Below are 26067 nucleotides of genomic sequence, written 5' to 3' on the forward strand. Positions count from 1 at the left end.
CGGAGCCTCCCTCCCCCCCCCCCTCCCCCCCTCCCCCCCCCCCCCCTCCCCCCCCCCCCCCCCCCCCCCCCCCCCACCCCCCCCCCTCCCCCCCCCCCCCCCCCCCCCCCCCCCCCCCCCCCCCCCCCCCCCCCCCCCCCCCCCCCCCCGCCCCCTCTCCTCTTCACTCACTCGAACAAGGAGTACGCATCACCATGGCCCGTTTCGACGTCAACGCCGCTCGCGCCCAGCGCCAGGAGGCCCACGGCCGCGCCTGGTCCTTCGAGCTGGACGGCGAGTCCTACACCCTCCCCACCGAGCTCTCCCGCGCGACCGCGAAGGCTCTGCGCAAGCTCGACGACAACGACGTGGACGGGCTGCTCGCGCTCCTGATGGGTGAGGAGCAGTTCGCCCGCTTCGAGCAGCACGACATCACCATGCAGGACATCGCCGCCATCCTGGAGGCCTACGGCAAGGAGACGGGGCTCGGCCTGGGGGAAGACTGAGCCTCGTCGAGTTCGTCGAAGAACACGCCGAGGCCCTTGAGGCGGATCTCCTCCGCTACTACGGCACCGATCTCCTCGACTGGCACCGCGGCGAGCTCTCCAGCCGCCGCGTGCTGGTGATGATCAAGCACCTGCCACGGGACAGCGCGGTCCAGCGCGAGCTCCACGGCGAGGCAGCGGAGTGGTCGATCACCGACCATCTGCTCGCGGCGACGGTGGACCATCTGGCCGTCGCCAACTGGATGTTCCAGTGCGTCAACGCCTCGGAGGACGGCGACCAGCCGGAGCCTCCGGCACCGGTTCCCCGCCCCGGCGGCACGGACGAGGACGGAGAGGAACGGGACGAGAACTCCACGCCGGAGCAGACCGCCGAGGCGGTCTCCCCGGGAGCGCTCGCCCGGTTCTTCGGCTGACGCCCGCGCCCCGCACCCGCCTCGCCCCCTCCCCAGCCCCCGGTGCCCGTTCCCGTTTCAGGGAGCGGGCTCCGGGGGCGGTTCCTGTGCTCGGTCGACCAGTTCCTCCTCCAGAGCTCTGGCCCGCTCCGACAGCCGTCGTCCCCTGCGCCCGCGCGTCTCCGGTTCGCCGGGGTCGGGGGCACGGCGGTCGGCGGGGGGCCCGGACTGGCCGGGGACCTGGCCGAGCGGCGGTACGACGGGGCGCCCGCCCTTGCCGCGTACCACCTTCCGTACCGAATGGGCCGTCCTGCGGGTCCGCAGCTCCTGGGCGGTGAGCAGTACGTCCTGTTCCGGCTCCGGTTCCGGGGCCTCGGTGCGCGGGCGGGGCGGCTCGTCGTCGTCCCGGCCGGCGGTGGCGTGTTCGAGCTGGGCGTCGCGGCCGGACGTGGGCGCGGGATCCGGCGCGGACGCGCTGTCAGGCGTCCGGTCGGGCATCCGCTCGGACGACCGGTCAGGCGTCCGGTCGGGCGTCCGGTCGGGCTCGGGGTGCCGGCCTCGCTGGTCGAACTGTTCGCGTTCCCGACGGAGGCGCTCCTCGGCCTCGATCACGGCGGCGGGCGGTTCCAGGAGCCGGGCGAAGGGCAGCGGGATGACCCGCGCGCCGTCCTCGGCCTCGCCCGTGCGGCGCTGGGGGCGGCGGACTCCACGCGCGTCACGCTGGCCCTGCGCGTAGGCGTCGGCGACGCGCCTCTCGTACTCGCGGCGTATGCGGGGAAGTTCCTCCGAGACGGCCTCGGCCCAGCCGGCGGTGAAGGTGGCCGTCTCGCGGCGGTCCAGTTCGGCTCTGGCGATCACGACGAGGTCCTCGGGCGCGTACCCGTGGACGTGGACCAGTTCGGAGATCCATGCGAACAGATGGGGTAGGTCGGAGTTCGTCTCGAACCAGTCGACGACCCGTCCGCGGTGGCCATCGCCCCGCTCCCTGTCCATACGCCTGTATGCCTTCCGCCCCCTGGGGTCCCCTCGCGCCGCTCGCGCCCCTGACGCTCCGAGGTGGTCCGGTCTGGAACGCGTATCCAGCGTACCCGGTCGGTCTCAGCGAACGTTGCATCATCAACCGGTCATGTTCCGCCGGAAGCAGACACGCCGTCAGAGCATTCGGCTCGACAAATACCGAACAGGTGTTCCACACTCTGTTCGTACAGTAGTTCGAACATGTGGTGCCCCCGCCTCACTCCGCGGCGCCGCCACGCACGCACGGGCAAGCAACCGGAAGGCAGGCGTCCATGACTCAGCAGGCCGAGGCATCGCGACCGCACATCCCGCTCCAGGACCGCCTCCGCCAGCTCCTCGAAGGACCCGTCGCCCTCGACAAGAGAGCGCTGCTCGGCACGCTGTACGCCGAGGTCTCCCGCTACGAGACCCTCGCGTACGCGGCCGGCTGGAACGACGCCCTCGCGACGACCCGCCGCGGCTCCCGCCGGGACGAGGACGCCTAGCCGCAGCGCGCTGCCCCTACGAACGAGCCCCTGCCGGGATGCGGCAGGGGCTTTTCGGCGCTTGGCCCTCACCGGCCGGAAGCGGAGCAACCCATGCCAGAAGTAACGAACGCAGAGCTCAGTAAGCAGCTCAACGATCTCCACGAACGTCTCAGCAAGGGTGACGTCGAGGTCAAGGTCACGTATGCCAAAGACCCCATGGATCAGTTCGATGACGTCAAGGATCCGGAGGGGACGAAGAAGGAGAAGGAGGAGACCTTCAAGGTCTCCGAGTTCAAGGCCGCCCTCATCACCGGCCAGCCCAGAATCGTCCACGACGCGATGCTGCCGTACGACTTCGTCAAGCGGTTCGCGGAGATGTACGAGGAGCTCCAAAAGGAGCCGATGACAGAGTACCTGGAGTCCATGGGGCTGGAAGGTTTCGCCGCCTCGTACGAAAAGTTTCACGAGAGGAACGCGGACTGGAAGGAATGGCTCTACTCGGCCATCGTCGGCCTGGTAGTTCCCGCGATCCTCGCCGGCATCGGCCTCGTACTGCTGGCCAGGTTCACCGTCATACAGCGGGCCATCCAGGGCGTCCTTCTCAACGTGGCGTCGATAGTCAGCCGCGGCCTTATCCCGCGCAATCTCATCCTTGCCAAGAACGACAACGGTGACGGCTGGGGGTTCCAGCCCAAGGCCCATGTCGAGGCGCGCGAGAGGCTGGCCGCTGCCGGTGTCCCCATCGCCGATCTCCCGGACGAGCAGAAGCTGAAGAAGCTCCGGGACGCGATCGGCAGCGTCAACAGCAAGATCACGACCTTCAACACCGAGGTCCGCAAGCTCCCGAGCGCCCGCTCGCTCGAGAAGACCGCGAAAGCGGTCACGAAGGTCAACACGGCCATCACAGCCGCCGTCCCCACCAAGATGGCCTCCGTCGCCGACAAGCTCGTGAAGATCGCCGAGGGCGTGGAGAAGTACAACCAACACCAGTTGGACACCAAGGCGCTCGACAAGGCCAACAAGGCCGTAGGTAAGTCCAACCCCACCAAGATCGCGGAACTGGCCAAAGCCACCGGCAAACTCGCCGGCGCCCAGCGGCACTTCAATCCGGAGAACCTTCCGAACGCCAGCAACCTCTCGGCGGCCGCCCGGGCCGCCAACGACCTCGCGACGGCGGGCGGGAACCTGGCCCAGGCCTTCAACAACTTCAGGGCCTCGGTCCAGCGCGCCGACCAGACGCTCTGATCCCCACCCGCGAAAGGAGGTACACCCATGTCTCTCACCAACTCCCTGAAGAGGGCGTCCGACTCCCTGCGCACCATGAAGACGCAGGCATCCGGCGCCGGCACCTCGGTCAAGAAGGTCGGTGATGCCGGCCGGGCGGCCAACGGGCAGCTCAAGAACCTGAAGAGCAGCGCCCAGAGCTCCAGCACTCAGCTCAAGAACCTCAAGACCGCCTCGGACCAGGCCGAGCGCTCCATGAAGAAGGCCGGACAGACCGCCGAGTCCGCCGGCAAGAAGCTCGGCAAGTACGAGTCCGGCGCCGGCAAGGCGGCCAAGGGCCAGGACAAGCTCAACAAGTCCATGAAGGGCAACATCCTCGCCCGTCTGATCGAGCTGTTCATGCCGCTCATCGAGAAGATCGTCGACATGGCGGCCCGCTCGAAGACCATGCAGACGATCATGAAGAAGGCCTTCAGCGCGATCAAGACCGTCATCAGCTCGGTCATGAAGGCCATCGGCCCGATCATGAAGAAGGCCGGCCAGCTGATCAAGACGGTCTGGAACGGCATCAAGAAGGCCATCTCCACCGTCGTCAAGGCCGTCGCCACCGTCATCAAGACCTACGTGAAGATCTGGAAGACGGTCATCACCACGGTCATGAACGCGATCCGGACGGTCATCCGGACCGTCTGGAACGGCATCAAGGCCGTCATCACCCCGGTGGTGAACTGGATCAAGACCGCGATCCCGAAGGCCTTCAGCGCCGTCAAAGAGAAGATGTCCTCCATCTGGAACGGCCTCAAGGACATCGCGTCCCGGGCGTTCGAGGGCATCAAGAACGGCGTGAAGGGCCCAATCAACGCGGTCATCGGCCTGATCAACGGCATGATCGGCAGTCTGAACCGGGTCAAGGTCAGCGTCCCGGGCTGGGTCCCGCTCGTCGGCGGCAAGACCTTCGGGGTCAACATCCCCACCATTCCCATGCTCGCCACCGGTGGTGTCGTCATGCCCCGCCACGGCGGTGTCCCGGCGATCCTCGCCGAGGCCGGTGAGGCCGAGGCCGTCCTCCCGCTCTCCAAGCTGGACCGGCTGCTCGCCCAGACCGCCCGCCGCGCCCGTATGTCGGCCCAGGCGCAGGCCGGCGGCGGCGCGGGAGCCTCGCTGCACATCGAGCACTACCACGCGGCCCGCGGCACCGACCCGCAGTCGACGGCGAACGCGCTGATGTACCTGGCGAAGGCACGCGGATGAGTGCCGCCGCAGTCGCCATGCCGCGGTTCGCCATGCCACGGTTCGGCGCGGTCACTCCGGTGATGAACTCCCTGCGGCAGGGCGTCGGCCAGGCGGGCGACTCGCTCAAGCGGCTCAAGCAGGGTGTCCAGCAGGCGGCCGGCGGCATGTCCACGTTCGCCGCCGGCCTTCGCACCGCCGGCTCCTCCGTACGCACCCTGGGCACCAGCGCCTCCGGCGCGGTGACCGCCGTCCGCAAGATCCAGCAGTCCAAGGCGGCCACCGGGATCCGGAGGACGGGCACCGCCGCGGGCAAGGCGAGGACCGCCGCCGCCAAGATCGGCACCGGCATCGGTGGTCTGGTCGCGATCCTCGCTCCCCTGCTGCCCGTCACCGACGTCATCAGCAAGCTGATGGACACCTACGGCACCGTCATGACCGTCGCCTCCATCGCGATGACCGGCATCAACCTCGCCATGCGCGCCAACCCCATCGGCTTCCTCGTCGGCATCCTCGTGCCCGTCGCCGCCTACCTCATCGAGCTCGCGGTCAACTCCAAGACCGGCCAGAAGTTCCTCAAGCAAGCCTTCGACGCCGCCCTCAAGGTCTTCCGGGCGATCTGGACCTTCCTCTCACCGATCATGAAGGTGCTCGGCAAGGCCGTCGGGACCTACTTCAAGGCGTACCTGACCCTCTTCAAGGCCGCCCTGAAGGTCGTCGGGGCCGCGATCAACGGCATCTCCAAGATCCGTGGCGCCGTCACCTCCGCCTCCAACGCGCTGCGCGGGATCGCCTCGCGCACCCTCGGCGGGATCAAGAGCGCGGTCAAGCCGGTCGTGTCCTTCATCACGGACAAGATCCCCGGCTTCTTCCGTACCGCCAAGGACGCGGTCAGCAAGGCCCTGCGCGGCATCGGGGACCTCATCAAGGGCGCCCTGAGCGCCGTCGTCGGCGTCGTCAAGGGGCCGATCAACGGCCTCATCGCCTTCGCCAACTGGATCATCGACGGCCTGAACAAGCTGACCGTCTCGATCCCGCTCACGGACAAGAAGTTCGGCGTCGACCTCGACAAGATCCCGATGCTGGCCGACGGCGGTGTCGTCTTCCCCGGCGCCGCCGACGCCCCGCGCATCGACTCGCTCACCGTGCTCGAGAACCGCCGCGTCCCGGCCCTCGTCGAGCCGGCCCGACCGGCTCGCCGCATACGGGACTTCCACGAGCAGCCCGGCGCCGGACCCCGGTCGACCGCCGAGGACCTGCTGTTCCTCGCGACCGCCCGCCCCTGACACCCCATCAGAAGTGAGGTGACGGCCCCCATGGCCGAGACCACAACCGCATACGCCACCGGAAACGGTTACACCGCCGACGTCGCGCCCGGCTCGCTGATCACCCAGGACGGGCAGATGCAGTGGGCCGGGCTTCTCATCGGCCCCGGCACCCCCTTCGCCATCGACCGCTCCGGCCTCACCGGCTGGGAGGACCTGCCCGAGTACGACTCCTCCGACGCCGACCGGCCCACCTCGCACGGCGCCTGGTCCGGCTCCCGCTACGCCAAGCCGCGCAAGGTCGGCGGGACGATCGTCCTGATACCGGAGTACGGATCGGCCCCCGAGGCCATCCGCGCGCTGCGCCAGGCCCTCGCGCTGCTCGACGAGGAGCGCTGGCTCACCGTCCGGCTGCACGGCGAGATGCTCACCGTCCGTGCCCGGATCGCCCAGCGGGTGGTCCCGGCCGACCAGGGCTTCGCCACCCAGGGCAGCTCCAAGATGTCCGTCCAGTGGCTGGCCTCCGACCCGCGCCGCTACGCGGTCGGCGAGCAGACCGTCTCCACCGTCGCGCCGCAGCCCGAGGCCGGTCTCGACTGGCCGCTGACCTGGCCGCTCGACTGGGGCCAGGCCACGTCCACCGGCGACGTCGTCGCCGAGAACACCGGCTCGGCCGCCACCCACCCGGTCATCACCTTCCGCGGCCCGTGCTCGATGCCGACCGTCACCGAGCGGGTCAGCAAGCGCCGGCTGCGGTACGCGATCGACCTGGCCACCGGCGACGAGCTGGTCGTCGACACCGCCAACGGCACGGTGACCCTCAACGGCACCGCCTCCCGCCGGCACACCGCCATGGCGGACTCCAGCCCGGAAGAGCTCTTCCTGCTCGAACCGGGCCGCGCGGAGCTCTCCTTCCGGCCGGACGACAGCCCGGAGGCGCTGATGACGGTCCGCTGGCGCAACGCCGAGTGGTGACACCCGGCATCCCGCAACCGACGGAAAGGTGAACCATGACCGTTCGCGCCGCTTGGCTCCAGTCCACCGGACAGACCCGTGAGGACACCCGCCTCACCCTGGCCGCCCTGCTCACCCCCTCCGGCCAGACCTCGGAGGAGACCCCTCTGCGCTCTCGGCCGGGCATCCTGCCCGGCGGCTTCGTCCTGACCGGCGGAGCCCCCATGCAGTGCACGATCGGCACCGGCCGCGCGATCATCCAGGGCAAGGACACCCGTCAGGGCGCCTACCTGGTGAGCGCGATCTCGCCGGAGACGATCACCATCGAGGACGGCGACGCACAGTACGACCGGATCGATCTCATCGAACTGGCCGTCGTCGACAACGACTACGACAAAACCGGCGTCACCGAGGCCGTCGTCCGGCTGGTCAAGGGCACGCCCGCGGCCGCTCCGGTCGCCCCGGCGAGCGGCCCCGGCAGCACCCAGCCGCTCTACACCGTCAAGGTCCCCAAGGGCGTCTCGGCCGGTACCGGCGGCATCGCCTGGACCGGTGGCGCGGTGACGACCCAGCACTGGCCCGTGGTGGCCCTCGGCGGCATCAGCCCGACGAGCGGCTTCAAGGGCGCGTACGCCGGCCAGTACCGCGACGCCGGCGGCCTTCTCCAGCGCTGGGACGGCGCGACGTGGGTCTCGTACCCGAAGGCGATCGGCGGCATCGCGCCCGCCGGCGCGGTGGGGTCGTCCGGCAGCTACACCGGCCAGTACCGGGACAGCTCCGGGGTCCTGCAGCGCTGGGACGGCTCGGCCTGGCAGTACGCCCAGGGCACCGCGACCGTGCTGCTCAGCGTCTCCCAGCTGCTCTCGGCCAACCAGCAGACCATCTCCCCGGCGACGTGGACCCCGGTCAACATGCCGACGGTCGACGTCGACGACGCCGCCGGCTGGAACGGCACCACGACCTACGTCGTGCCCCGCACCGGCTGGTGGCGCGTCTCCGGCCACGTCGCCTGGGCCAACGACGCCCAGACCGGCATGCGCGGCGCCCGCCTCCTGGTCAACGGTGGCGGCGTGAGCCGTACCACCTGGCTCACCCCGGCCGGCAACGGCGCCATCACCGTCGGCGGCACCGGCCTGATCAAGCTCACCGCGGGCAACACCCTCCAGCTCGCCGCCTACCAGTCCCACACGGCGGCGGTGAAGACGCTCGGCGGATCGGGCTACTCCTGCAACCTCGCCGCCGAGTGGATCAAGTCCTGACCCCCGCACCCGCTCTCCTTCCTGATCGGAGAATTCCATGAACCTGCGCAGCAGCTGGGTCCTCGAGACCGGCCAGACCCGTGAGGACACCCGCCTCACCCAGATCGGCGCCACCAACGCGCTCAACCCCGTCCAGGTCCGCTCCGGCATCCTGCCCGGCTCCTACGACGGCAAGTACCGGCTGTCCGGCTTCTGGATGACGGGCGCCTCCGCCATGGCGGCCACCGTGTCCGAGGGCCGCGCCGTGATCCAGGGCGACATCTCCCAGGGCGTCTACCCGGTCGCCCTGCCGTTGTCCCAGCAGGTCGCCTTCGTCGAGGGCGACGCCCAGTACGGCCGGATCGACCTCGTCGTCCTGCGGATCCACGACAGCCTGTACGAGGGCACCCGCAACGAAGCCGCCGTCGAGGTCATCCAGGGCCAGGCCGGCCCGACTCCCAAGGCCCCGCTCGTCCCGCCGCGCAGCCTCCCGCTGTACGAGGTGACGGTCCCGGCCGGCGCCAGCGCCGGCAACGGCGGCATCCCGTGGAACACCGCCCTCAAGGACCTGCGGACCTCCGTCGTCTCCGCCGGCGGCATCCTGCCGGTCGAGGGTGCGGTCGCCCCGGGCGCCTACCCGGGCCAGTACCAGGACGTGGACCTGCCGAGCAGCCAGCTTCAGCGCTGGGACGGCGGCAAGTGGGTGGCGTACCCGCACGCCCTCGGCGGCATCGTCCCCACCTCCGTCAGCACCTCCACGCCGGGCACCTACAACGGCCAGTACCGCGCCACCCCTGCCGGCCCGCTCCAGCGCTGGACCGGTACGGCGTGGGTGTCCGCCTACCCCGGCCCGTACTTCAACGACTCGCTCGACGCGGGCTACACCGCCTCGACGACCTACGTGAACGCGCTGACCGAGCGCACCCCGAACCCGCTGTCGGTGACCTTCGTCGCGCCGGAGACCCGCCAGGTGATCCTCACCTTCGGCTCTCGCATCGAGCTGGTCCTGGCCACGGGCACCAACACCTCCTGCACGGGCTTCATGGGAGTCCGGGTCATGCAGGGCACCAACGTGCACCGCGAGGTGGAGGACGAGCTGAGCGTGGTGAACGCCCGTACCGCCACTCCGACGGACGGCGTCGCCGTCTCGACCACGCAGCGCCTGCACAGCCTGACGCCGGGCGCGGTCTACACCGTCACGGCGTACTACCGGACCTCGCACGCCAACATCCGGGCCTGGTTCGACAACACCTTCATCCTGGTCACGCCGCAGTACTGAGCCCGCGAGGCCGCCGCCCGACCGCCCCTTCCCTCAGGAGAGACCCATGCCCGTACGCTCCGGCTGGCTGTCGCCCACCGGGCAGACACGCCAGCACACCCGCATCACCAACATCGGCGCCACCACCCCCGTCAACCCGCTCGGCGTGCGGTCCGGCATCCTGCCGGGGACGTACGACGGCAAGTTCCGGGTCGGCGGCCTCTGGCTCAGCGGCACAGGCCCCATGACGGCCGCCGTCTACCACGGCAAGGCCGTCGTCCAGGGCGGCAACAACGACGGCGCCTACCCGGTCGCCCTCGACCAGGACCTGACCATCACCTTCGGTGACGGCGACCCGCTCAATCCGCGGCTCGACCTCGTCGTGCTGCGGGTGTACGACAACGACGCCGACTCCCTGGGCAAGTACGAGGCCGGCGTCGAGATCGTCCAGGGTCAGGCGAAGGCCACGCCGGTGGCGCCGCCCGCGCCCGAGCGTTCGCTGACGCTGTTCACCGTGCGGGTGCCGGCCGGCGCCTCCGCGGGCAACGGCGGCATCCCGTGGACCACCACGGGCACCCTCACCGACCTGCGCACCACGACCGTCGCGACCGGCGGCATCCTGCCGGTCTACAACAACGCCGGTGTGCCCGGGGCCTATCCGGGTCAGTACCAGGACAACGACAACTCCCACTTCCTGCAGCGCTGGGACGGCACCAACTGGGTCCCGTACCCCAAGGAGATCGGCGGCATCGCCCCCAGCGCGGCCCTGTCCACGGGAAGTTACGTGGGGCAGTTCCGCGAGGCCAACGGCGTCCTGCAGCGCTGGAGCGGCAGTGCATGGGTGAACTACCAACCGCCGGTGGAGGTGGAGAACCTGACGACCGGCGTGACCGCCCTGGCCAACTGGTCCGTGACGTACACATACGCCCGCCGGACCCGCGGCGTGGTCACGTTCAACGTCAACGTCACCCGTACCGGCGCCGACGTCACCGCCGGCAGCACGGGCAACGTCACCGACGAGCCGCTGTGCACCCTGCCCGTCGGATGGCGCCCGCCGATCAACCTCGAGGCGGTGGCCTCCGACGGCGTCGGCCACGGCGCCGCCGTCGTCCACAGCACCGGCGATATCACCCTGCGCACCTGGTCGCCCGGTGGGCTCCTGACCGCCAGCCGACCCATCCGCATCACCGCGACCTTCGTCCAGTGAGGGGCACCCGATGACACTTGACACGCCCTACCGGGCGATCTTCTGTGATCTGATCACCGACCAGACCCTCGACATCCTGCCGCTGCGCGACGTCTCCTTCGACGACTACATCGGCAAGGCCGGCTCCCTCTCCGGCACCATCCCCATCCCCAACAAGGACCTCGCCGACCGCGTCAAGAAGGTCCGGGAAGGCCGCACCGCGGTCTACCTGGAGCGCGGCGGCGACCTGTGGTGGGGCGGCATCGTCTGGACCACCACCCTGCAGTCCAGCGGCCGCGGTGTGCTGACCCTCGGCATCCAGGCCGCCACCTTCGACTCGTACGCGGGCCGCCGCCGCATCCGCACCGAGATCACGTACACGACGCCGACCGACCAGCTGGAGATCGCGCGCCGGCTGTGGAAGGAGCTCGACCTCCAGGAGGATCCCGCCGTCCCCCTGCCGGAGGGGAAGGAGCCCCGCCGTCTCGGGATCACCTTCGGCAAGGAGAAGTCCGAGGTCCTGCGGACGGCCTCCTGGCGCAAGGGTGACGAGACCGTCTATCTGGAGGCGCTCGACCAGCTGGCCGCCCTGGAGGGCGGCTTCGAGCACCAGATCCTGGTCTATCGCGACCCGACCGACGGCAAGCGGGTCCGGCAGCTCCGGCTCGGCTCGCCCAAGATCGTCAACGGTGCGACCGACCTGCTCTTCGACCGGCCCGGCGTCATCCTGTCGTACTCCTTCCCGTACGACGCGACCCGCGGCGGCACCACCTCCCTGGCGCGCGGCGCCTCCGTCAACGCCAACGCGGGCACCGAGTCCCGCCCGATCTACTCCACCCAGCAGATCGCGAGCGACCTGCTCGCGGACGGCTGGCCACTGATCGACCTGTCCTCGGACCACAACGAGGTCACCGACCAGACCACGCTCGACTCGCTCGCCAAGCGGGAACTCGACGAGGCCCGCGGCGCCGTCGTGATCCCGGCGATCAGCATCCACCTCGGCGGGATCGTTCCGCCCGCGCTCATCGGCCGCGTCGCCCGGGTCCGCATCACGGACGAGTGGCACCCCCAGGGCCTCGACGCCCGCTACCGCATCATCGGCGTCAAGGTCACTCCCCCGGAGCGCGGCCGTCCCGACACCGCCGAGCTCTACCTTGAGGAGGCCTGATGCCCCAGCTGCCCGAGGACATCATCGACCGGCTCAACCGGATGGAACGCCGGATCAAGGCCCTGTCCACGGCCGTCAACACCCGGCCGGCGGTCAGCGAGATCCGCCCGCCCGCCCAGACCGGAAGCGTCACCATCAACCGGCCGCTGTTCCGGATCTTCGACGGCTACGGCCACGAGATCTTCGCCGACGACATCATGACCGGCGGCCTCGCCCGGCCCTGGCTGCCGCTGCTGCCGCCGCTGCCGAGCGACGTGGCCAAGTGGCCGTCCACCACCAGCACCGTCTTCACCACCATCGCCCGCTGCTCCAACCCGATCTGGCAGCCCAAGATGCGGATCGTCCTCAGCACGGCGGCGTCGTCGGGCGCCACCGGCCAGGTCCGCGTCCTCGTCGACGGCACCCAGTTCGGGCCCACGGTCACCGCGGGCAGCACGTACGAGCACCTCGGGCTGCTGCCCGGCGACATGAAGACACGGTTCGGCCAGACCATGAACATCGAGGTCCAGGCTTTGGCCAGCGGCGGCACCGTCTACGCCCAGACCGTCCTCATCCACGGCGCCCAGACCTGATCCGTCCACCGAGACGTACGAGGAGTACGCCATGAACATCGACCCCAACGAGCCCTGGGGCGTGGCCATCGACTACGCGGGCCGCGCCACCGTCACCGACAGCGGCCACACCCTCAACGTCCGCGTCTACGACAACACGCTCGGCTACACCCTGGAACGCGACCCGGTCACCGGGCAGTACCCGTCGGTGTACGTCACCGCCGACCTGAACGAGCCGGGCCAGGGTGACTCCGTCCTGCGCGGCTCGGGAACGGTCGTCGTCCCCTCGCAGAACGGCGTCCCGGTCACGCCCGACCCGACCGCCGTCCAGCAGGCCGTGACCGCCGCCCTCGCCGACTTCGAGTCCCGCCGGTCGGCCTACGCCGCGCTCTGCACCGCCTGGGCCCCCGCTCCCCCGCCGGTCCCGGAACACCAGCCGGAACAGCCCGACCCCGTCGCCTGACCCCTGCGCCGGCCCCAGGCCGCCCCTACGCCGCTCCACTCGCCCCGTCCGAACCGGCCGGGGTTTTCTCATGCCCGGAGGACCCAGATGGCAGCCCCCCTCTCAGCGGACCGGCTCGTCGCCGCGCTCCGCGCCGAAGGCGTCACCGTCGTCGAACACGACGGCTGGCGCAGCCACCACCGCAACCAGGCCGGTGCCTGGGGCCCGGTGAACGGCGTGATGATCCACCACACCGTCTCCAGCGGCACCGCCTCGTCCGTCGAGCTCTGCTTCAACGGCTACGAGGGTCTGCCCGGCCCGCTGTGCCACGGCGTGATCGCCAAGGACGGCACGGTCCACCTCGTCGGCAACGGCCGCGCCAACCACGCGGGCGGCGGCGACCCGTCCGTCCTCCAGGCCGTGATCACCGAGGCGTACGGCGACCGGCCGCCGGCCCCGCGCGTCCACCAGGGCAGCCCCGGCGCCGTCGACGGCAACGCCCGCTTCTACGGCTTCGAGTGCGTCAACCTCGGCAACGGCACCGACCCCTGGCCGGCCGCCCAGCTCGACGCGATCGAGCGGGCGTCCGCCGCGCTCTGCCGCGCCCACGGCTGGGGCGCCAAGTCGGTCATCGGACACCTCGAATGGTCCGACTGGAAGAGCGACCCCAAGGGCTTCGCCATGCCGGGGATGCGGGACCGGGTCCAGAAGCGGCTCGCCGGGGCCCCCGCGGCCAGGCCCACCGCCCCCGCCAAGCCCGCCAAGCCCGCCGCGCCGCGCTACCAGCCGTTCCCCGGCACCTCGTTCTTCAAGGCCGACCCCAGCTCGCCCATCGTGACCGCGATGGGCCGCCGCCTGGTCGCCGAGGGCTGCTCCGCGTACAGCGTCGGCCCGTCCCCCCGCTGGGGCGAGGCGGACCGGCGCAGTTACGCCAAGTGGCAGCGCAAGCTCGGCTTCAGCGGCTCCGACGCCGACGGCTGGCCGGGCGCCATGTCCTGGAACGCACTCAAGGTCCCGTACACCGGATAAGGAACCACCCTCATGACCGAAGCCGCCAAGCGCACGGCCCGTACCGTCCTGCAGTCCGCCGTCGGCATCGCCGTCGTCCTCCCCGCGATCGTCGACGCCTCCGGCATCCCCGCGACCCTCCCCTGGGTCGCCGGCGCCCTGGCCGTGGCGGGCGGACTGACCCGCGTCATGGCCGTCACGGCCGTCCAGCAGCTGCTGCCGTCCTGGCTCCGCAGCTCCCCGGAAGGGGGCGCCGATGACCGAGTCTGATCAGCACGATCCGGTCACCGTCGCGCTGGAACTGGAACGGCTCCGCGGCACGCTGGAGGCCGGGTTCGCCCGGGCCGACGGCTCGCTCGCGCTGCTCGTGCAGCGCAGTGACCAGACCGACAAGCAGCTCGCCGACATGGAGTCCCGGCTGGACGCCCTGGAACGCGGCCGGTGGCCGCTCACCAGCATCGCCGCGCTGACGGCGAGTGCCGGCCTGATGCTCGCCGTCTGGGAGCTCGCGGGCCGGTAGACCGGCTGTTGCGAACATGCCGAAGGGCGGCCACCCCACGGGGTGACCGCCCTTCGGTTTCGATCTACTTACTGGTTGTACGGACCGTAGTCGTAGTCCTCCAGCGGAACGGCCTGGCCGGAGCCGGTGCCGAACGGCGAGTAGTCGATGTCGTCATAGCCGACGGCCGAGTACATCGCGGCCTTGGCCTCCTCGGTCGGCTCGACCCGGATGTTGCGGTAGCGGGACAGACCCGTACCGGCCGGGATGAGCTTACCGATGATGACGTTCTCCTTGAGGCCGATGAGGCTGTCGGACTTGGCGTTGATCGCCGCGTCCGTCAGAACTCGGGTCGTCTCCTGGAAGGAGGCGGCCGACAGCCAGGATTCCGTCGCCAGCGAGGCCTTGGTGATACCCATCAGCTGCGGACGGCCGGAGGCGGGGTGACCGCCCTCGGTGACCACACGACGGTTCTCGGTCTCGAACTTCGAGCGCTCGACGAGCTCGCCCGGCAGCAGCTCCGCGTCGCCGGACTCGATGATCGTCACACGGCGCAGCATCTGCCGGATGATGATCTCGATGTGCTTGTCGTGGATCGACACGCCCTGCGAGTTGTAGACCTTCTGGACTTCGCCGACCAGGTGGACCTGGACCGCGCGCTGACCGAGGATCCGCAGCACGTCGTGCGGGTTGGTGGCACCCACGGTGAGCTTCTGGCCCACCTCGACGTGGTCGCCCTCGCTCACGAGCAGACGGGCACGCTTCGAGATCGGGAACGCCGTCTCGTCGCTGCCGTCGTCCGGGGTGACGACGATCTTCTTGGTCTTCTCGGTCTCCTCGATACGGACGCGGCCGGCCGCCTCCGAGATCGGGGCGACACCCTTGGGCTGACGAGCCTCGAAGAGCTCGACGACACGGGGCAGACCCTGGGTGATGTCGTCACCGGCCACACCACCGGTGTGGAAGGTACGCATCGTCAGCTGGGTACCGGGCTCACCGATGGACTGGGCGGCGATGATGCCGACCGCCTCACCGATGTCGACCAGCTTGCCGGTGGCCAGCGAGCGTCCGTAGCAGAAGGCACAGGTGCCGACCGCGGACTCACAGGTCAGGACCGAACGGGTCTTGACCTCCTCGACACCCGCGTTGACCAGGGCGTCGATGAGCACGTCACCCAGGTCGACGTTGGCCGGCGCGATGACCTTGCCGTCCACGACGACGTCCTCGGCGAGCATCCGCGCGTACACGGAGGTCTCGACGTCGTCCGTCTTCCGCAGGATGCCGTCGGCACCCTTCTCCGCGATCTTCAGCTTCAGACCGCGCTCGGTGCCGCAGTCCTCCTCGCGGATGATCACGTCCTGCGAGACGTCCACCAGACGACGGGTCAGGTAACCCGAGTCGGCGGTACGCAGGGCGGTGTCGGCCAGACCCTTACGGGCACCGTGCGTCGAGATGAAGTACTCGAGGACGGAGAGACCCTCACGGAAGGACGCCTTGATGGGACGCGGAATCGTCTCGTTCTTGGCGTTCGACACCAGACCACGCATACCGGCGATCTGCCGCATCTGCATCATGTTTCCTCGGGCACCCGAGTCAACCATCATGAAGATGGGGTTCGTCTTGGGGAAGTTGGCGTTCATGGCCTCGGCGACCTCGTTGGTCGCGCGGGTCCAGATGCCGATGAGCTCGTGAGTGCGCTCTTCCTTGGTGATGAGACCGCGCTCGTACTGCTTCTGGACCTTCTCGTCCTGCTCCTCGTAGCCCTTGACGATGGCCTTCTTGGCCTCGGGCACGACGACGTCCGAGATGGCGACGGTGACGCCGGAGCGCGTCGCCCAGTAGAAGCCCGACGCCTTCAGGTTGTCGAGCGTCGCCGCCACGATGACCTTGGGGTACCGCTCGGCGAGGTCGTTGACGATCTCGGAGAGCTGCTTCTTGCCGACGGAGTAGTCGACGAACGGGTAGTCCTCGGGCAGCAGCTCGTTGAAGAGCGCGCGGCCCAGGGTCGTCCGCAGACGGAACGAGTCACCCTGCTGCCACTGCGGCTCGCCCTCCTCGGCGACCGGGGGGACCCAGCCGCGCGGGGGAACGGTGCCGATCGGGAAGCGGATGTCGATCGGGGACTGCAGCGCCAGCTCGCCGGCGTCGAACGCCATGATCGCCTCGGCCGTGGAGCCGAACGCGCGGCCCTCGCCCTTGGTGTCACGCAGCTCACCGTCGGTGGTCAGGAAGAACAGACCGAGGACCATGTCCTGGGTCGGCATCGTGACCGGACGGCCGTCGGCCGGCTTGAGGATGTTGTTCGAGGACAGCATCAGGATGCGGGCCTCGGCCTGCGCCTCCGCGGAGAGCGGCAGGTGCACGGCCATCTGGTCACCGTCGAAGTCCGCGTTGAACGCGGTGCAGACGAGCGGGTGGATCTGGATGGCCTTGCCCTCGACCAGCTGGGGCTCGAAGGCCTGGATGCCGAGGCGGTGCAGCGTGGGCGCACGGTTCAGCAGAACCGGGTGCTCGGCGATGACCTCTTCGAGGACGTCGTACACGACCGTGCGGCCGCGCTCGACCATCCGCTTGGCGCTCTTGATGTTCTGCGCGTGGTTCAGGTCGACAAGGCGCTTCATCACGAACGGCTTGAAGAGCTCCAGCGCCATGGCCTTCGGCAGACCGCACTGGTGCAGCTTCAGCTGCGGACCGACGACGATGACGGAACGCGCGGAGTAGTCCACACGCTTACCGAGCAGGTTCTGACGGAATCGACCCTGCTTGCCCTTCAGCATGTCGCTGAGGGACTTCAGCGGACGGTTGCCGGGGCCCGTGACCGGGCGACCACGACGGCCGTTGTCGAAGAGGGCGTCGACCGCCTCCTGGAGCATCCGCTTCTCGTTGTTCACGATGATCTCGGGGGCACCGAGGTCGAGCAGACGCTTCAGACGGTTGTTGCGGTTGATCACGCGGCGGTACAGGTCGTTCAGGTCGGAGGTCGCGAAGCGGCCACCGTCCAGCTGCACCATCGGACGCAGGTCCGGCGGGATCACCGGCACGCAGTCGAGAACCATGCCCTTGGGGCTGTTCGCGGTCTGCAGGAACGCGGAGACGACCTTGAGGCGCTTGAGCGCACGGGTCTTCTTCTGGCCCTTGCCGGTACGGATGATCTCGCGGAGGCGCTCGGCCTCCTCCTCGAGGTCGAAGGACTCCAGGCGCTTCTGCAGCGCCGCGGCACCCATCGAACCGTCGAAGTACGTGCCGAAGCGGTCACGCAGCTCGCGGTAGAGGAGCTCGTCGCCCTCCAGGTCCTGGACCTTGAGGTTCTTGAAGCGGTTCCAGACCTCGTCGAGACGGTCGATCTCGCGCTGCGCACGGTCGCGCAGCTGCTTCATCTCACGCTCGGCACCCTCGCGCACCTTGCGGCGCACGTCGGCCTTGGCACCCTCGGCCTCGAGCTCGGCCAGGTCGGTCTCGAGCTTCTTGGCGCGGGCCTCCAGGTCGGAGTCGCGACGGTTCTCGATCTGCTGACGCTCGACGGAGACGTGAGCCTCCAGCGACGGCAGGTCACGCGTGCGGCGCTCGTCGTCGACGAACGTGATCATGTACGCGGCGAAGTAGATGACCTTCTCGAGGTCCTTCGGCGCGAGGTCGAGCAGGTAGCCAAGGCGCGACGGGACGCCCTTGAAGTACCAGATGTGGGTGACGGGAGCGGCGAGCTCGATGTGGCCCATCCGCTCACGGCGCACCTTGGCGCGGGTGACTTCGACGCCACACCGCTCACAGATGATGCCCTTGAAGCGGACACGCTTGTACTTGCCGCAGTAGCACTCCCAGTCCCGGGTCGGACCGAAGATCTTCTCGCAGAAGAGTCCGTCCTTCTCGGGCTTGAGCGTGCGGTAGTTGATGGTCTCAGGCTTCTTGACCTCGCCGTGGCTCCACTGACGGATGTCGTCAGCGGTGGCCAGACCGATCCGGAGCTCATCGAAGAAGTTGACGTCGAGCACTATGCGTCAATCCCTCTCAGGGTTGTAAGTCTTAGGGGTCTGATACGGGGGTCCTGGGGCCGGCCGGGGGACCATTGCTGGTACCCCGGCCGGACTCCCGTCAGACCTCTTCGACGCTGCTCGGCTCGCGCCGGGACAGGTCGATACCGAGCTCCTCCGCTGCGCGGAAGACGTCCTCGTCGGTGTCGCGCATCTCGATGGACATGCCGTCCGAGGACAGCACCTCCACGTTGAGGCACAGGGACTGCATCTCCTTGATGAGCACCTTGAAGGACTCGGGGATGCCGGGCTCAGGGATGTTCTCGCCCTTGACGATGGCCTCGTAGACCTTCACGCGGCCGGTCACGTCGTCGGACTTGATCGTCAGCAGCTCCTGGAGGGCGTAAGCGGCGCCGTACGCCTCCAGCGCCCACACCTCCATCTCACCGAAGCGCTGGCCACCGAACTGGGCCTTACCACCCAGCGGCTGCTGGGTGATCATCGAGTACGGACCGGTCGACCGGGCGTGCAGCTTGTCGTCGACCAGGTGGTGGAGCTTGAGGATGTACATGTACCCGACCGAGATCGGGTCCGGGAACGGCTCGCCGGAGCGGCCGTCGAACAGACGCGCCTTGCCGGAGGGCAGCACCATGCGCTCGCCGTCGCGGTTCGGGATCGTGTGCTGGAGCAGACCCGCGAGCTCGTCCTCACGCGCACCGTCGAAGACGGGGGTGGCGACGTTGGTGCCCGGAGCGACCTGGTCGGCGCCGATCGCCTGGAGGCGCTCGGCCCACTCGTCCGCGAGGCCGGAGACGTCCCAGCCGCGGCTGGCGAGCCAGCCGAGGTGGATCTCCAGGACCTGTCCCGGGTTCATTCGGGACGGGACACCCAGCGGGTTGAGGATGATGTCGACCGGAGTTCCGTCCTCGAGGAACGGCATGTCCTCGATGGGCAGGATCTTGGAGATGACACCCTTGTTGCCGTGACGGCCGGCGAGCTTGTCACCGTCGGTGATCTTGCGCTTCTGGGCGACGTAGACGCGGACCAGCTGGTTCACGCCCGGGGGAAGCTCGTCGCCCTCCTCGCGGTCGAAGACGCGGACGCCGATGACCTTGCCGGTCTCGCCGTGCGGCACCTTCAGCGAGGTGTCACGGACCTCACGGGCCTTCTCGCCGAAGATCGCGCGGAGCAGGCGCTCCTCCGGGGTCAGCTCGGTCTCACCCTTGGGCGTGACCTTGCCGACGAGGATGTCGCCGGCGACGACCTCGGCACCGATACGGATGATGCCGCGCTCGTCGAGGTCGGCGAGGACCTCCTCGGAGACGTTCGGGATGTCCCGGGTGATCTCCTCCGGGCCGAGCTTGGTGTCACGGGCGTCGACCTCGTGCTCCTCGATGTGGATCGAGGAGAGGACGTCGTCCTGCACGAGGCGCTGCGACAGGATGATCGCGTCCTCGTAGTTGTGACCCTCCCACGGCATGAACGCGACCAGCAGGTTCTTGCCGAGCGCCATCTCACCGTTCTCGGTGGCCGGACCGTCGGCGAGGACCTGGCCCTCGATGACCCGGTCGCCCTCGGAGACGACGACCTTCTGGTTGACCGAGGTGCCCTGGTTCGAGCGGGAGAACTTGGCGATGCGGTACGTGGTGTACGTGCCGTCGTCGTTGGTGACGGTGACGTAGTCGGCCGAGACCTCCTGGATCACACCGTCCTTCTCCGCCTTGATGACGTCACCGGCGTCGGTGGCACAGCGGTACTCCATGCCCGTGCCGACGAGCGGGGCCTCCGACTTAATCAGCGGCACCGCCTGACGCATCATGTTCGCGCCCATGAGGGCACGGTTGGCGTCGTCGTGCTCGAGGAAGGGGATCATGGCCGTCGCGACCGACACCATCTGGCGCGGCGAGACGTCCATGTAGTCGACCTCGGTCGGCGGGACGTAGTCGACCTCGCCACCACGGCGGCGGACCAGAACGCGCGGCTCGGTGAAGCGGAGCTCGTCGTTCAGGGTCGCGTTCGCCTGGGCGATGACGAAGCGGTCCTCCTCGTCGGCCGTGATGTAGTCGACCTCGTCGGTGACCTGGCCGTCGACGACCTTGCGGTACGGCGTCTCGATGAAGCCGAACGCGTTGACGCGGCCGTACGAGGCGAGCGAACCGATCAGACCGATGTTCGGGCCTTCGGGGGTCTCGATCGGGCACATGCGTCCGTAGTGGGACGGGTGCACGTCGCGGACCTCGAAGCCGGCCCGCTCACGGGACAGACCACCGGGACCCAGCGCCGAGAGACGACGCTTGTGCGTCAGACCCGACAGCGGGTTGTTCTGGTCCATGAACTGCGACAGCTGGCTGGTGCCGAAGAACTCCTTGATGGAGGCGACGACCGGCCGGATGTTGATCAGGGTCTGCGGCGTGATCGCCTCGACGTCCTGGGTCGTCATGCGCTCACGCACGACGCGCTCCATACGAGCCAGACCCGTGCGGACCTGGTTCTGGATGAGCTCGCCGACGTTGCGCAGACGACGGTTGCCGAAGTGGTCGATGTCGTCGGTCTCGACGACGATCTCCCGGCCCGACTCGCCGATCGTCTCGGTCTCGCCCGCGTGGAGCTTCACGAGGTACTTGATCGTGGCGATGATGTCGTCGGTGGTCAGGACACCGGCGTCCAGCGGCTCATCGGCGCCGAGCTTCTTGTTCACCTTGTAGCGGCCGACCTTGGCGAGGTCGTAGCGCTTGGGGTTGAAGTAGAGGTTCTCGAGCAGCGTCTGAGCGGCCTCACGGGTCGGCGGCTCGCCCGGGCGCAGCTTGCGGTAGATGTCGAGCAGCGCGTCGTCCTGGCCCTGGGTGTGGTCCTTCTCCAGGGTGGCGCGCATGGACTCGTACTCGCCGAACTCCTGCAGGATCTGCTCGGTGGTCCAGCCGAGCGCCTTCAGGAGGACGGTCACGGACTGCTTGCGCTTGCGGTCGATGCGGACACCGACCATGTCGCGCTTGTCGATCTCCATCTCCAGCCAGGCACCCCGGGACGGGATGATCTTGGCCGAGAAGATGTCCTTGTCGGACGTCTTGTCGATCGAGGAGTCGAAGTAGACGCCCGGCGAACGGACGAGCTGCGAGACCACGACACGCTCGGTGCCGTTGATGACGAAGGTGCCCTTGTTCGTCATGAGCGGGAAGTCGCCCATGAAGACCGTCTGGGACTTGATCTCGCCGGTCTCGTTGTTGGTGAACTCGGCGGTGACGAAGAGCGGGGCGCCGTACGTGAAGTCACGGTCCTTGCACTCGTCGATCGAGTTCTTCGGGGGCTCGAAGCGGTGGTCGCGGAAGGTCAGCGACATCGACCCGGAGAAGTCCTCGATCGGAGAGATCTCCTCGAAGATCTCTTCCAGACCCGACTTCCTGGGGACGTCCTGTCCCGACTCGAGAGCTGCCTCGACGCGAGCCTTCCAGGCGGCGTTCCCGAGCAGCCAGTCAAAGCTCTCGGTCTGCAGCGCGAGGAGGTTCGGAACCTCGAGGGGCTCCTTGATCTTTGCAAAGGAGATGCGCAGCGGGGCGGTGCTGGCGCCGTTGTTCGTATTGGTCGAGGCGTTGCGCGAGGCGGCCAAGAGGGGGTCCTTCCGAGGGCTCGGACTCACTACGCGCGTACCGGTCCCCAGCGACGCAGAGGGACAGACGATTCCCGATATGGCCAAAAGTCCAGGTCAGGTCAGGTCTGCCGACAATGCTCTCGCGAGGGTATGCCCCAGGTGACGGGCAGGGGGCAGCTAACAGGCAGCGCAAAGGGTCAGTGTAGCCACTTGGCCCACTGATGTCCAGGGCGAGTAATTCGCAACCCTCGTTGTTCTCAACTCCGCGGTACCTCGCGCCGTGCGGCGCACCTCGATACTGCCCGTTCCGCCGTCGATCCATGCCTCGGATACGGATCGTTGTGACGACGCGTCCTGAGAATTGCGCGCTGCGTGCGGTTCGTCAAGGCCCCCCGGCCAGCGGGGCGCACGGCGAAGATCACCATACTCCGCTCCCAAGGGCCCGCACGACCCTCGCCACGCCCGGTCGGGGGTACGCCGAAGGGCGACCACCCGGATGGGTGATCGCCCTCGGAGAGGCGCCTGAGCGGCGCCTGAGCGAGTCAGGAGACTCGCAGGGACTTACTTGACCGTGACGGAGGCGCCGGCGGCCTTGAGGGACTCGGCAGCCTTCTCCGCGGCCTCCTTGGCGACCTTCTCGAGGACCGGCTTCGGGGTGCCGTCGACGAGGTCCTTGGCCTCCTTCAGGCCCAGGGAGGTCAGCTCACGCACGACCTTGATGACCTGGATCTTCTTCTCGCCGGCACCCTCGAGGATGACGTCGAACTCGTCCTGCTCGGCCTCGGGCTCGGCAGCGGCGCCACCCTGAGCCGGGCCGGCGACGGCGACGGCCGCGGCGGCGGTGACGTCGAACTTCTCCTCGAAGGCCTTCACGAACTCGGAGAGCTCGATGAGGGTCATCTCCTCGAACTGCGCGAGCAGGTCGTCCTGGGACAGCTTCGCCATGATGGCGTCCTTCCACTAATTCGGCAGGTGCCGGATGTACATGTAGGCGGGCGTACGTTCGGCCCGCTGCGACCGTCGCCCTAACGGGCGGCGATCATTGCGCGAGCCGAATTACTCGGCACCGCCCTGCTCGGCGAGCTTGACGCGAAGCGCCTCCGCGGTGCGGACGAACTTCGACGGCAGCGCCTGGAAGAGCGAGGCAGTCTGCGACTGCTTGCCCTTGAACGCGCCGGCCAGCTTGCTGAGCAGAACCTCGCGGGACTCGAGGTCCGCAAGCTTCTTGAACTCGTCGGCGGTCAGCGCCTTGCCGTCAAGGACACCGCCCTTGATGACGAGGTTCGGGTTCTCCTTGGCGAAGTCACGCAGAGCCTTCGCCGACTCCACCGGGTCACCGGTGACGAAGGCGGCCGCGGTCGAACCAGAAAGCTGGTCGTCCAGCGCGGCGATCCCGGCCTGGTTGGCCGCAATCTTGGTCAGCGTGTTCTTCACCACGGCGTACTGGGCGTTCTCACCGAGCGAACGACGCAGCGTCTTGAGCTGCGCCACGGTGAGCCCCGTGTACGAGGTCAGCACGACGGCGTTCGAGCTGCGGAACTTGTCCTCCAGCTCGGCTACCGCGGCAGCCTTGTCGGGCCTTGCCATAGAGCGTCGGCCTCCTTCCGGGTGATGAGGACCGCTCAGAAGGGGCTGAACAAAGAGAAACGCCCCGGCGCAAGCGCACGGGGCTCAGCTCGACCGCATCAAAAAGATCCGGGAACTCATCCACGAACACCTGCGCGGGTCGTTCGCATTTCAGCGAATCCTTCGGCCACCGCCCCCTCTCACGAGAGCACGGCAACGACCAGCGGTCTTTGGCTTCCTCGGAAGAGTACGCGACGGTGACGGCCAGGAGCAAATCCGCCCGTACGGCTCAGCCGGCCTCGCCCGCGGTGAACCCCTTCAGCATCTCCCCGAGGTCGTAGGTGTCCTTGGCCGGCGGGGCCTGGACGGTGGCCGCGGCGCCGTATCCGGTGTAGTCGGCCTTCAGGTGGACCGTGCCCATGTCCATGGTCATGCCGACGACCATGCGTACCGGGTAGCCGTCTCCGTCGACCCAGACCTCGGTGTCGTAGCCCTTCATGCCCATCTTCTCGACGTTGTCGACGAGGGCCTTGCGCTCCTTCGCGGAGAGCGGCCCGGACTGGGCCTTGTTGGCGTCCAGCATCTGCTCGAAGGTGAGCGTGCCCTTGTAGTGCTCGGTCGCGACGCCGTTGACCTTCTGGGCGCCCACGTGCTTGAGGTTCGGGGACTCCAGGAGCAGGGCGAGCTGCTGGGCCGGGTCCTGGTTCAGCTGCCCGAGGGCGCCGTCCGCCGACTGCGGGATCTTCACCCAGCGCTTGCCGTTCCTCTCGGCGGCCTGGGCGGCACCCATGTCCATGTACATGACGCCGTCGCGCACGATCATGCGGCTCTGCTCGGGGGCATCCGGGTCACCGGCCGTGAGCAGGGAGCCCTTCATGGTGATGTCCATGACCGCGGGGTTCCATCCCTGGACGCCGGTCATCTCCATGGTGCCGCCGCCGTCCATGGCGGCCGGCATCGTGATGCTCATCCGGACCTTCGCGGACTTGGCGTCCGACGTCTTCCGGTACGCGGCCTGGATGACCTTCGTGACGGCTTCCTGGGTCTGCGGCCGCGGCTTCGCGGGCGCCTCGGCGGCCTTCTTCGCCCCCTCGCCGTCCTGGCAGCCCGCCACGCCGCCGATAACGGCCACGGCCGTCAGCGAGACGGCCGCGCGCTTCCATGCGGTCATGCCCATGAGTCCCCACCCCTTGATCTTCAGTTCGTCGGTCAACTGAACGGTAACCGAGAGCACCGACGTCGTCGTACGAAAAAAACCGGCCCCCTGCCCCTCCGAGGAGGGGCAGGGGGCCGGTGACCACTCAGTGAGCCGATGAGGCTCAGACCGCGGCCGGGTCCTCCTCGACGAGGAGGTTCCTGGTGCGGTTGGAGTCCAGCGGGATGCCGGGGCCCATGGTCGTCGTCAGGGTCGCCTTCTTGATGTAGCGGCCCTTGGCGGCGGACGGCTTCAGACGGAGGATCTCCTCCAGAGCCGCGGCGTAGTTCTCGACCAGCTTCGTCTCGTCGAAGGAGACCTTGCCGATGATGAAGTGCAGGTTCGAGTGCTTGTCGACGCGGAACTCGATCTTGCCGCCCTTGATGTCGTTGACAGCCTTGGCGACATCGGGGGTGACGGTGCCGGTCTTCGGGTTCGGCATGAGACCACGCGGGCCGAGGACGCGGCCGAGGCGGCCGACCTTGCCCATGAGGTCCGGGGTGGCCACAACGGCGTCGAACTCGTTCAGGCGCTGGCCCTTGGAGATCTCGTCGATGAGCTCGTCGGAGCCGACGATGTCGGCGCCCGCGGCGATCGCGGCCTCGGCACGGTCACCGGTCGCGAAGACCAGGACCCGGGCGGTCTTACCGGTGCCGTGCGGAAGGTTCACGGTGCCACGGACCATCTGGTCGGCCTTGCGCGGGTCGACACCCAGGCGGAAGGCGACCTCGACGGTTCCGTCGAACTTGGTGGCGGCGGTGTCCTTGGCGAGACGGACGGCCTCGAGGGGGGCGTAGTTCCGCTCCCGGTCGATCTTGGCGTCCGCGGCGCGGAGTGCCTTGCTGCGCTTCACTGCTTCTCCTGTTTGTTCAGGTGTGGAGTCGTGGTGCGGACCAGCGCTGGTCCTACCACAGAGGTCACAAGGGGGCTGATCAGCCCTCGACCGTGATGCCCATGGAGCGGGCGGTGCCGGCGATGATCTTCGACGCGGCGTCCAGGTCGTTGGCGTTCAGGTCGGGCAGCTTGACCGTGGCGATCTCGCGGACCTGGGCAGCCGTGAGCTTGGCGACCTTGGTCTTGTGCGGCTCGCCGGAGCCCTTGTCCACACCTGCGGCCTTGAGGATCAGCTTGGCGGCCGGCGGAGTCTTGGTGATGAAGGTGAAGGAACGGTCCTCGTAGACCGTGATCTCCACCGGCACGACCATGCCACGCTGCGACTCCGTCGCGGCGTTGTAGGCCTTGCAGAACTCCATGATGTTGACGCCGTGCTGACCGAGCGCGGGGCCGACCGGCGGGGCCGGGTTGGCCGCACCGGCGTTGATCTGGAGCTTGATAAGCCCCGTGACCTTCTTCTTCTTGGGAGGCATT

General features: G+C 68.7%; 24 protein-coding genes. 16 read left to right on the forward strand and 8 right to left on the reverse strand.

Annotation, left to right across the window (positions count from 1 at the left end; all coding sequences use genetic code 11):
• The first annotated feature begins 194 nt into the window (after window positions 1-194).
• On the forward strand, window positions 195-485 hold the full coding sequence (locus ACZ4VW_RS28700) for a hypothetical protein (RefSeq protein ID WP_467967372.1): 291 nt from the start codon (window positions 195-197) through the stop codon (window positions 483-485).
• Between the two features lie 119 nt (window positions 486-604).
• Entirely contained in the window at window positions 605-898 is a 294-nt protein-coding gene (locus ACZ4VW_RS28705) for a hypothetical protein (RefSeq protein WP_467967569.1), read from the forward strand.
• Between the two features lie 57 nt (window positions 899-955).
• On the opposite strand, the gene ACZ4VW_RS28710 is transcribed toward ACZ4VW_RS28705, so the two are convergent.
• Window positions 956-1870 (reverse strand): hypothetical protein, encoded by a 915-nt coding sequence (locus ACZ4VW_RS28710; RefSeq protein ID WP_467967373.1) that lies wholly within the window; start codon window positions 1868-1870, stop codon window positions 956-958.
• A gap of 296 nt (window positions 1871-2166) precedes the next feature.
• Here ACZ4VW_RS28710 and ACZ4VW_RS28715 point away from each other — a divergent pair, with 296 nt between their 5' ends.
• From ACZ4VW_RS28715 to ACZ4VW_RS28780, 14 genes are all read left to right on the forward strand, one after another.
• Window positions 2167-2379, forward strand: coding sequence for a hypothetical protein (locus ACZ4VW_RS28715; RefSeq protein WP_467967375.1), 213 nt, complete (start codon window positions 2167-2169; stop codon window positions 2377-2379).
• 93 nt (window positions 2380-2472) lie between these two features.
• The gene (locus tag ACZ4VW_RS28720; protein WP_467967377.1) at window positions 2473-3606 is read left to right on the forward strand and encodes a hypothetical protein; all 1134 of its coding nucleotides are present in this window, start codon (window positions 2473-2475) and stop codon (window positions 3604-3606) included.
• A gap of 27 nt (window positions 3607-3633) precedes the next feature.
• Window positions 3634-4836: a phage tail protein gene (locus ACZ4VW_RS28725; RefSeq protein WP_467967379.1), complete on the forward strand. Its 1203-nt coding sequence runs from the start codon at window positions 3634-3636 to the stop codon at window positions 4834-4836.
• Window positions 4833-6101 carry a tape-measure protein gene (locus ACZ4VW_RS28730; protein ID WP_467967381.1) on the forward strand — a complete coding sequence of 423 codons (1269 nt, stop codon included), beginning with the start codon at window positions 4833-4835 and terminating at the stop codon, window positions 6099-6101. Before ACZ4VW_RS28725 ends, ACZ4VW_RS28730 begins: the two co-directional genes overlap by 4 nt.
• A gap of 30 nt (window positions 6102-6131) precedes the next feature.
• Window positions 6132-7055 carry a phage distal tail protein gene (locus tag ACZ4VW_RS28735; RefSeq protein ID WP_467967383.1) on the forward strand — a complete coding sequence of 308 codons (924 nt, stop codon included), beginning with the start codon at window positions 6132-6134 and terminating at the stop codon, window positions 7053-7055.
• A 35-nt stretch (window positions 7056-7090) separates the two neighbouring features.
• Window positions 7091-8293 carry a hypothetical protein gene (locus ACZ4VW_RS28740; RefSeq protein ID WP_467967385.1) on the forward strand — a complete coding sequence of 401 codons (1203 nt, stop codon included), beginning with the start codon at window positions 7091-7093 and terminating at the stop codon, window positions 8291-8293.
• Window positions 8294-8330: 37 nt separating this feature from the next.
• Window positions 8331-9551, forward strand: coding sequence for a hypothetical protein (locus ACZ4VW_RS28745; protein WP_467967387.1), 1221 nt, complete (start codon window positions 8331-8333; stop codon window positions 9549-9551).
• Between the two features lie 46 nt (window positions 9552-9597).
• Complete coding sequence (locus tag ACZ4VW_RS28750) at window positions 9598-10737, forward strand: hypothetical protein (protein WP_467967389.1); 1140 nt, start codon at window positions 9598-9600, stop codon at window positions 10735-10737.
• 10 nt (window positions 10738-10747) lie between these two features.
• The gene (locus tag ACZ4VW_RS28755; RefSeq protein WP_467967390.1) at window positions 10748-11884 is read left to right on the forward strand and encodes a hypothetical protein; all 1137 of its coding nucleotides are present in this window, start codon (window positions 10748-10750) and stop codon (window positions 11882-11884) included.
• Window positions 11884-12456, forward strand: a complete 573-nt coding sequence (locus ACZ4VW_RS28760; protein WP_467967392.1) for a hypothetical protein — start codon at window positions 11884-11886, stop codon at window positions 12454-12456. The genes ACZ4VW_RS28755 and ACZ4VW_RS28760 overlap by 1 nt, the downstream gene beginning before the upstream one ends.
• A 31-nt stretch (window positions 12457-12487) precedes the next feature.
• A complete protein-coding gene (locus ACZ4VW_RS28765; protein ID WP_467967394.1) occupies window positions 12488-12898 on the forward strand; it encodes an ATP-binding protein in 411 nt (136 codons plus the stop codon).
• A gap of 87 nt (window positions 12899-12985) precedes the next feature.
• Window positions 12986-13906, forward strand: coding sequence for a peptidoglycan-binding protein (locus tag ACZ4VW_RS28770; protein ID WP_467967396.1), 921 nt, complete (start codon window positions 12986-12988; stop codon window positions 13904-13906).
• A gap of 12 nt (window positions 13907-13918) precedes the next feature.
• On the forward strand, window positions 13919-14155 hold the full coding sequence (locus ACZ4VW_RS28775) for a hypothetical protein (RefSeq protein WP_467967398.1): 237 nt from the start codon (window positions 13919-13921) through the stop codon (window positions 14153-14155).
• Window positions 14142-14405, forward strand: coding sequence for a hypothetical protein (locus tag ACZ4VW_RS28780; RefSeq protein WP_355105045.1), 264 nt, complete (start codon window positions 14142-14144; stop codon window positions 14403-14405). Before ACZ4VW_RS28775 ends, ACZ4VW_RS28780 begins: the two co-directional genes overlap by 14 nt.
• Window positions 14406-14473: 68 nt before the next feature.
• Here the strand turns inward: ACZ4VW_RS28780 and ACZ4VW_RS28785 are convergent, their stop codons facing one another.
• The 7 genes from ACZ4VW_RS28785 to rplK form a co-directional block, all read right to left on the reverse strand.
• Window positions 14474-18373, reverse strand: coding sequence for a DNA-directed RNA polymerase subunit beta' (locus tag ACZ4VW_RS28785; protein ID WP_467967400.1), 3900 nt, complete (start codon window positions 18371-18373; stop codon window positions 14474-14476).
• A 100-nt stretch (window positions 18374-18473) separates the two neighbouring features.
• Entirely contained in the window at window positions 18474-21956 is a 3483-nt protein-coding gene (gene rpoB, locus ACZ4VW_RS28790) for a DNA-directed RNA polymerase subunit beta (RefSeq protein WP_467967402.1), read from the reverse strand.
• A gap of 543 nt (window positions 21957-22499) precedes the next feature.
• Window positions 22500-22883: a 50S ribosomal protein L7/L12 gene (gene rplL / locus ACZ4VW_RS28795; protein ID WP_467967404.1), complete on the reverse strand. Its 384-nt coding sequence runs from the start codon at window positions 22881-22883 to the stop codon at window positions 22500-22502.
• 111 nt (window positions 22884-22994) lie between these two features.
• On the reverse strand, window positions 22995-23525 hold the full coding sequence (rplJ, locus tag ACZ4VW_RS28800) for a 50S ribosomal protein L10 (protein ID WP_467967405.1): 531 nt from the start codon (window positions 23523-23525) through the stop codon (window positions 22995-22997).
• Window positions 23526-23793: 268 nt separating this feature from the next.
• On the reverse strand, window positions 23794-24681 hold the full coding sequence (locus ACZ4VW_RS28805; RefSeq protein WP_467967571.1) for an SCO4651 family lipoprotein: 888 nt from the start codon (window positions 24679-24681) through the stop codon (window positions 23794-23796).
• 142 nt (window positions 24682-24823) lie between these two features.
• Complete coding sequence (rplA, locus tag ACZ4VW_RS28810; protein ID WP_361445285.1) at window positions 24824-25552, reverse strand: 50S ribosomal protein L1; 729 nt, start codon at window positions 25550-25552, stop codon at window positions 24824-24826.
• A 79-nt stretch (window positions 25553-25631) separates the two neighbouring features.
• On the reverse strand, window positions 25632-26066 hold the full coding sequence (rplK, locus tag ACZ4VW_RS28815) for a 50S ribosomal protein L11 (RefSeq protein ID WP_030318720.1): 435 nt from the start codon (window positions 26064-26066) through the stop codon (window positions 25632-25634).
• Window position 26067: the final 1 nt, after the last annotated feature.

This window comes from Streptomyces sp. NPDC029139, from assembly GCF_055564335.1.